Source organism: Peptoniphilus sp., from assembly GCF_034090345.1.
Taxonomy (GTDB): Bacteria; Bacillota; Clostridia; order Tissierellales; family Peptoniphilaceae; genus Peptoniphilus.
The window spans coordinates 25,472-31,897 of the sequence record NZ_JAXDSS010000021.1; the positions used below are offsets into that span (position 1 = coordinate 25,472).

8 protein-coding genes are annotated in these 6,426 nt (G+C 33.4%); 5 read left to right on the forward strand and 3 right to left on the reverse strand.

The features are described 5' to 3' along the window. Positions 1–18: 18 nt before the first annotated feature. The gene (locus tag SOR77_RS02025; protein ID WP_320635536.1) at positions 19–642 is read right to left on the reverse strand and encodes a hypothetical protein; all 624 of its coding nucleotides are present in this window, start codon (positions 640–642) and stop codon (positions 19–21) included. A 175-nt stretch (positions 643–817) separates the two neighbouring features. Here SOR77_RS02025 and selD point away from each other — a divergent pair, with 175 nt between their 5' ends. Genes selD through SOR77_RS02050 form a run of 5 tightly spaced genes read left to right on the forward strand, consistent with a single transcriptional unit; the run spans position 818 to position 4,646 of the window. After that, the gene (gene selD / locus SOR77_RS02030) at positions 818–1,825 is read left to right on the forward strand and encodes a selenide, water dikinase SelD (protein WP_320635537.1); all 1,008 of its coding nucleotides are present in this window, start codon (positions 818–820) and stop codon (positions 1,823–1,825) included. 4 nt (positions 1,826–1,829) lie between these two features. Next, complete coding sequence (gene yedF / locus SOR77_RS02035) at positions 1,830–2,417, forward strand: sulfurtransferase-like selenium metabolism protein YedF (protein WP_320635538.1); 588 nt, start codon at positions 1,830–1,832, stop codon at positions 2,415–2,417. Further along, on the forward strand, positions 2,411–2,611 hold the full coding sequence (locus SOR77_RS02040) for a DUF3343 domain-containing protein (RefSeq protein ID WP_320635539.1): 201 nt from the start codon (positions 2,411–2,413) through the stop codon (positions 2,609–2,611). The genes yedF and SOR77_RS02040 overlap by 7 nt, the downstream gene beginning before the upstream one ends. Then, entirely contained in the window at positions 2,595–3,737 is a 1,143-nt protein-coding gene (locus SOR77_RS02045; RefSeq protein WP_320635540.1) for an aminotransferase class V-fold PLP-dependent enzyme, read from the forward strand. Before SOR77_RS02040 ends, SOR77_RS02045 begins: the two co-directional genes overlap by 17 nt. A 45-nt stretch (positions 3,738–3,782) precedes the next feature. After that, positions 3,783–4,646 carry a hypothetical protein gene (locus SOR77_RS02050; protein ID WP_040552254.1) on the forward strand — a complete coding sequence of 288 codons (864 nt, stop codon included), beginning with the start codon at positions 3,783–3,785 and terminating at the stop codon, positions 4,644–4,646. Positions 4,647–4,690: 44 nt separating this feature from the next. Here the strand turns inward: SOR77_RS02050 and SOR77_RS02055 are convergent, their stop codons facing one another. Next, positions 4,691–5,509 carry a DUF4300 family protein gene (locus SOR77_RS02055; protein ID WP_320635541.1) on the reverse strand — a complete coding sequence of 273 codons (819 nt, stop codon included), beginning with the start codon at positions 5,507–5,509 and terminating at the stop codon, positions 4,691–4,693. A 54-nt stretch (positions 5,510–5,563) separates the two neighbouring features. Further along, on the reverse strand, positions 5,564–6,379 hold the full coding sequence (locus SOR77_RS02060; RefSeq protein ID WP_004820285.1) for an EFR1 family ferrodoxin: 816 nt from the start codon (positions 6,377–6,379) through the stop codon (positions 5,564–5,566). Positions 6,380–6,426 lie beyond the last annotated feature (47 nt).

Here is a 6,426-nt window from a genome sequence, read left to right on the forward strand (position 1 = left end):
CGCAATATAACATAATTATTAAAATTCAAAACTATCTATAATATTTTTCAATTCGGCAATAGATTTTACGTTGTTTATAGTATATGCCTTATTATCAAATTTAAAAACTCCAAGATATATAGGCGCCTCTTCTGAACCGGATTTGATTATATAGACAGTAGTGTTGGCTATTTTATATTCTTCTTCAATACTAAAATTACCCATCAGTTCCTTAGGTATGCCTTTTTGAATAGGATTATTGACCCATTCAATAGAAAGAAAAGGTGGATCACTAACTTTAAAATCAAAAGAATTTATAAGAGAATCAAAAACCATATTTGAAGGGAATACAACTATTTGAGAGAGTACGCCATCTTGAAAGTATTTTGCAGAATATTCTTGATTAGAAAAATAAGTTGAGTTGATAAAACTTATTTCTAAATCATTGGACAGTTCTGATAAGTTTGTATATTTTTCAGATTTCAAATGGTATCCATTTTGAAGTTTTTTCTTTTCTATGAGTTTAAGATTTTTAGTATTTGTACGAATATAAGTTACATCATGAGTTAAGTTTTCAAGATTTATATTCTTATTTTTAGAATTTGTACAAGAAGTCAACAAGAATATAGTACTTAAAATAATTAATAAAAATATTTTTTTCATTGATACACCTCCATTTATATGGTAGCACCAATAATAAAATTATAAAAGGTTATCATGAAGAGACTTTTAATAAAACATATAAAAACAAGAGATTATAATCTCATTTAAAGGATTTTAGTTATTTATTTAACCAAAATCAAAAATTGTGATAAAATTAAATAATCGGAGGGATTTTATGAAACTTGATGTATGTGGTGGTTGCAATGCTAAAATTGGAGCAGGAGACTTAACCGGAATTTTAAAGAGTTTACAAATTCACAAAAGAAATGATGTGGTAGTTGGTTTTGATGGAAATGAGGATGCTGCCATCATAAAGGTAACAGATGACATTGGTGTAGTTACTTCGGTAGATTTTTTTCCTCCAATGGTGGAAGATCCATATCTATTCGGCAAAATAGCTGCGGCAAATGCGCTTTCTGATCTATATGCAATGGGAGCTGAACCGATTAGCGCCATGAACTTAGTTTGTTTTCCTGAGGGTGAAGACTTGGGGATTTTAGAAGAAATTTTACGAGGAGGGGCAGAGGTTTGTAAAGAGGCTGAGTGCACTTTGACGGGTGGACATTCCATTCATGATGCAAAAATAAAATACGGTTTGAGTGTTCTTGGAAGTGTAAATCTGAATAAGTTTTATAGAAACAACACTCCTGAGTCCGGAGATGTACTTATACTAACTAAACCACTTGGCGTCTCGTTACTCATGAGTGGCTACAGTATAGGAGAAGTTAAGCAAGAAGATTATGAAAAAGCTGTGGCAAGCATGGTAAGACTGAATAAAGAATCTTTTGATGTCTTAAAAAATTATGATGTTCATGCTCTTACTGATGTTACAGGATTTAGTTTGCTTGGTCATCTATCTGAAATGATGGAAAAATATTCTGCGGTTTTAAATTCAAAAGATATAAAATTTTTAAGTGGGGCTAAAAAGGCGGCCGAAGACTTTTTATTCACTGCCGGCGGGCAGAGAAACAGAAGAGCGTATAGTAAGAATGTAAATTTTGAAGTAAACGATTTTGCAATGGAAGAAGTTTTGTTTGATCCTCAGACTTCGGGAGGACTACTCATAAGTGTTTCATCGAAAGATGTTGACGAACTATTCGATAAGCTTATAGAAAATAGAATAGACGCTTCAAAAATTGGAAATGTAGTAGAAAAACGAGATTATAAAATTTATGTGAGGTAGAGAAATGAAAGAAATTAATGCAATGGGACATGCTTGTCCAAGACCGGTTATAATGACTAAGAAGGCAATTGTTGAAGAAAACTTAAATGAAGTTTTAGTTAGGGTAGATAATGAAATAGCTACTGAAAATCTTTCTAAGATGGGTGAGCAACTTGGGTTTGCTGCAAGCGTGAAAAAAATTTCTAATACAGAGTATGAAGTTAACTTAGTTAGACAGGCAGGGGCTTGTTCTATAATGGATATGGAAGAAAATAATGATGAATTTATAGTTGTGTTTTCATCTAATGAGCTAGGCGGGGGAGAAGAATCTTTCTCAAAGACTCTTTTAAATGGGTTTGTATATGCGCTAACTGAACAAGATAGAGTTCCAAAGTATGTTGTGTGCTACAACAAAGGTGTTGAAATCACTACTATAAACGAAAAGACAGTGGAAGACTTGAAAGTTTTAGAGCAAAAGGGAACTGAAATATTATCTTGCGGGCTATGTTTGGAAAACTACGGATTAAAAGAAAAATTAAAAATTGGAACAGCAACTAATATGTACAGAATTTGCGAATTACAATTAAAATATAAAACAGTAAAACCATGTTAAAGTATGTGACTTTTGAAAGTTCGGGGCATGCTATGACTGCAGACAGGTTAATAGATTTAAGCGGAGTTAGATTGATTCCGCTTCCTACTAAAATCGATGCGGGTTGTGGTCTATGCTTAAGAGTTGAAGACCATTTAGAAGAAGTAGAAGAAATTTTGAAAGAGAATGGGATTAAATATGAAATCTTTGAATAGAATATATTTTGACAACGCGGCAACTACCATGCACAAACCAAAGGAAGTTGCCGAAGCGGTGTATCATACAATTGCAAGTGGGGAATTTTCTAATCCATCAAGAGGATTTTATCCATACTCAATGAATTCCTTAGGCTTGGTTCTCGACACAAGATTAGCAGTGGCAAAGTTGTTTTCAATAGAAGACTCAATGAGAGTGGTATTTACAGAAAATATAACGGCGTCATTGAATATAGCCATAAGAGCCTATTTGAAATCTGATAAACATGTCATAACTACTCAAAATGAACACAATTCAGTTTTAAGACCATTGTTTGATTATGTAGATGATGTATCATATGTCAGGTTGAATTCTGATGGGAAGTTGATTTATGAAGACTTTGAAAAACTTTTAAAACCTGACACACAAGCTGTGGTTATAAGTCATGCTTCAAATGTATCGGGGATAGTTACAGATATTGAGTTCATATATGAATTTTGTAAAAAGCATAATTTATTTTTAATAGTAGACGGGGCTCAATCGGCGGGCTGTATTGAAGTGAACTTGAATGGAGAATTGCCGGAAATGGTATATTGTTTTACAGGGCATAAATCTCTATATGGGCCTCAAGGCACAGGCGGAATGGTAATTTTGACGGATAGGAAGCCGACACAAGTGTTTAGTGGGGGAAGTGGGTTTGATTCTTTTAACGAAAGACAACCGGAAGTAATCCCTGATATTTTTGAAACCGGAACGAGAAATATACACTCGATAGCCGGTTTGAAATCCGGGGTTGAGTATGTGAACTCTAAGGGCATTAAAGATATAGAGAGAGAGTTAAATGATAAGATACAGTATCTATATACTGGACTTAAGAAGTTTGAAAAAATTGAATTCTATCATAATTTTGAAAGTACGAGAGCGCCAATTGTATCATTTAATGTAAAAGGCTTCGCCTCAGAAGAAATTTCCGAGTACTTAGCATATAACGGAGTGATGACAAGGGCGGGGATACATTGTGCACCTCTTCATCATAAGGCTCTTGGAACAGCAAGCAGGGGCATGGTAAGAATGTCTTTATCCACTTTTAATACATATGAAGAAATTGAGAAGGTTCTTGAAATAATAGGCAAAAAAGTAGTGTAAATTAGTACGGTCTTGGGTAGAAGTCTAAAGAAAAGAGAGGTTGTTATGAAAAAATCATTTGAATATTTTAGAGCAAATCCGGCCGGCAATATAACCGGATATGTAATAACTCCTGTATATCCGGGATATAGAAGAGCTTATGCAAAGGAAATTATAAAGAGAGACCCTTCAGTTGAACAAGTGGGATTTATCAGTCCAAGTTATGATGGAGCACCACTTAGAATGGATATGATGGGCGGAGAATTTTGCGGTAATGCAACGAGAGCGTACGGACTTTATTCAGCAAGTTTTTATGAAAGTGAAGGAGATGTGCAAATAGAAGTGTATGTTTCCGGAACTGAAGGCCCTGTTAATGTAATAGTAAATCAACAAGAACAATCTGCATATGTTAAAGTTGAAAAACCTAAAGAAATTGTAGATGTTAAAATTGATGAAGATACATTTAAGGCGGTTGTGTTCTCCGGCATAATTCACTTGGTTGCGGAAAGAGGAGAAGACCCTGAGTTTGTTCAAAAAGCTTTGAACGTGTTAAAATTTGAATTTAGTTCTGATGCATATGGAGTTATTTTCTTAAATGTAGAGAAGAAAGAAATAGTTCCTTATGTTAATGTACCATCTGCTGAAACTTTGGTTAGAGAGGGTTCATGTGCTTCAGGCTCTATAGCGGCAGCATATGTGTTAAATGCAAAAGAAGATCCTGATTTTGAAGCAATAATTAAAAATCCAAATGGAGAGCTTGAAATTTTTGCTGATTTCACAAACGGAATAGAATATATAATTGGTGGGCCTGTTGAAATAGGCAAAATTGAAAAAGTTACAATAGATATTCCGGCTGAAGAAGTTAAGAGAGTTAAAATAGAGCATGAAAAAGAGTTAGAAACAATAAATAGAGAAGCTAAAGAAGATTAAAATATTTAGAGCCCTGCAATGCAAGGCTCATTTTTTATGAATTATTAATTTAGAAAACTGTCATTTAAAGTTATTATAGGTCGTGCTTCAGGTTGGCCGTCAGAAAAATCATATTTATTTAATAAATACTCTGCAAGTTGATTTAAGTCACTAAATTTTACAACTTGATAAGGTTCTGAAAAAGCTAGTTTTTCAATAAATAATAATTCGTCTTTTTCTTCGATTAATATACCTGTGTGCCCTACAAATAAAATATCAGTGTCGGGTTTTATTACTTGGTCGTGCAAATAAACTGAAACTAATTTTATATTCGAGTCGGCAAATTTAAAACCATATTTTTTAAAACCATTTTTGATATTCTCTTTATGAACTTTCAAATCTTTGGCGTTTTCAGTGTCAAAACTTTGGAATAAAGTGTTGAATTTATTTATATCGTCTTGTGAAAACTTATCATGATTTAAAGTTTCGTAGTCAAATAAGAGATGAGATGTGGAATTTTCATCGAACCCATTTCCTTGGAATAAATCTTTATATAGAGTGTAGGAGGTTATTCTGCAATTATATCCAACATAGTTATTTTTAGATAACCATTTATCTTGTAAAGTATATGGGTCATATGTTGGCTCTTTTATAGATTCAAAATCTGATACCATATTTTCGGTTCCTACAGTGTCATAAAAATTTGAAAGCTGCTTTTTAAAAATTTCAACTTGTGATGATGAAACTCCATTTGCAACAAGTTTTTCAGAAATGGACTCAATCATTTTGTCGTCAACTAAGTTTGAATAAGTTGGATCTGACATTTGTTTTGAACAACCTACTAAAAGAAATGTAAGTACAGATAGAATTAATAATTTTTTCATTTTAACTCCTTTTATAGTTAAAAGACTTTTCCAATTAGGATAAGTCAGAAATTTTTATAAAAAATAAACTGGCTCGCTACGTCTTTCATAGATTTCTTCAAGTTCTCTTTGATGGAATAAATATCCTTCATCTGAAAAATATTTTGCTCCGGTAGGACATTTTTTAACACAGGCACAACACTTCATGCACTTTCCCGGAACTTGTGACACATCTTCGAAGTCTATTGAACCAAGTGGGCAAGATTTAGCACAAATTTTACAGTTTATACAAGCTTTAAGATTTGTCATAGGTTTTATTTTTACAAAGTTAATTTTATTTCCATGACGGTCTTGTGGTGTGAAATAAGGTCTTATAGGGCTTTCACCCTTTGGCTTTGATTCTGATAAGTTATTTGTCTTAATTTTTTGAGCTACGCAGGTTGCAAATTCTCTGACAATTTTCATATCGCTTTCGTCAGGGCGTTTTGCGCCAAGTGTTGTGGAGAAAGAGTGTTCTCCGATAAATGCACCGGAGCCGACAACTTTCATTCCGCCATTTGTCATCAACTCAGTAAGTTCTATAAGTGAATCGTCAAAGTTTCGATTACCATATAGTACGATTGAAACTCCCAGTGCACCTTTTGCATTTATTTGGTTTAGATATGGCAGAAGTAAGTTTGGAACACGTCCGGCATAAGTAGGTACTCCAACTACTACGATATCATTTTCGTTAAATTCGGGCATTGTTTTTCTTGCATGGGGTAGAGTGAAATCATAGTCTGTGTGCTCAGATATTTCCAACTCTTTTTTTAATGTTGAAATAAATTCGTGAACAACTTTGTCTGTGGTAGTTGTTGCTGAAAAATAAAGTGAACAGATGCGATAACTCATTTTAATCCTCCTGAAGTTCTGAGTTCATGTTTAATTTTTTTAATCTA

Bases quoted from the DNA above. Each gene is read 5' to 3' on its own strand.
- SOR77_RS02025 (WP_320635536.1), bottom strand. From the start codon at position 642: ATGAAAAAAATATTTTTATTAATTATTTTAAGTACTATATTCTTGTTG.
- selD (WP_320635537.1), top strand. From the start codon at position 818: ATGAAACTTGATGTATGTGGTGGTTGCAATGCTAAAATTGGAGCAGGA.
- yedF (WP_320635538.1), top strand. From the start codon at position 1,830: ATGAAAGAAATTAATGCAATGGGACATGCTTGTCCAAGACCGGTTATA.
- SOR77_RS02040 (WP_320635539.1), top strand. From the start codon at position 2,411: ATGTTAAAGTATGTGACTTTTGAAAGTTCGGGGCATGCTATGACTGCA.
- SOR77_RS02045 (WP_320635540.1), top strand. From the start codon at position 2,595: ATGAAATCTTTGAATAGAATATATTTTGACAACGCGGCAACTACCATG.
- SOR77_RS02050 (WP_040552254.1), top strand. From the start codon at position 3,783: ATGAAAAAATCATTTGAATATTTTAGAGCAAATCCGGCCGGCAATATA.
- SOR77_RS02055 (WP_320635541.1), bottom strand. From the start codon at position 5,509: ATGAAAAAATTATTAATTCTATCTGTACTTACATTTCTTTTAGTAGGT.
- SOR77_RS02060 (WP_004820285.1), bottom strand. From the start codon at position 6,379: ATGAGTTATCGCATCTGTTCACTTTATTTTTCAGCAACAACTACCACA.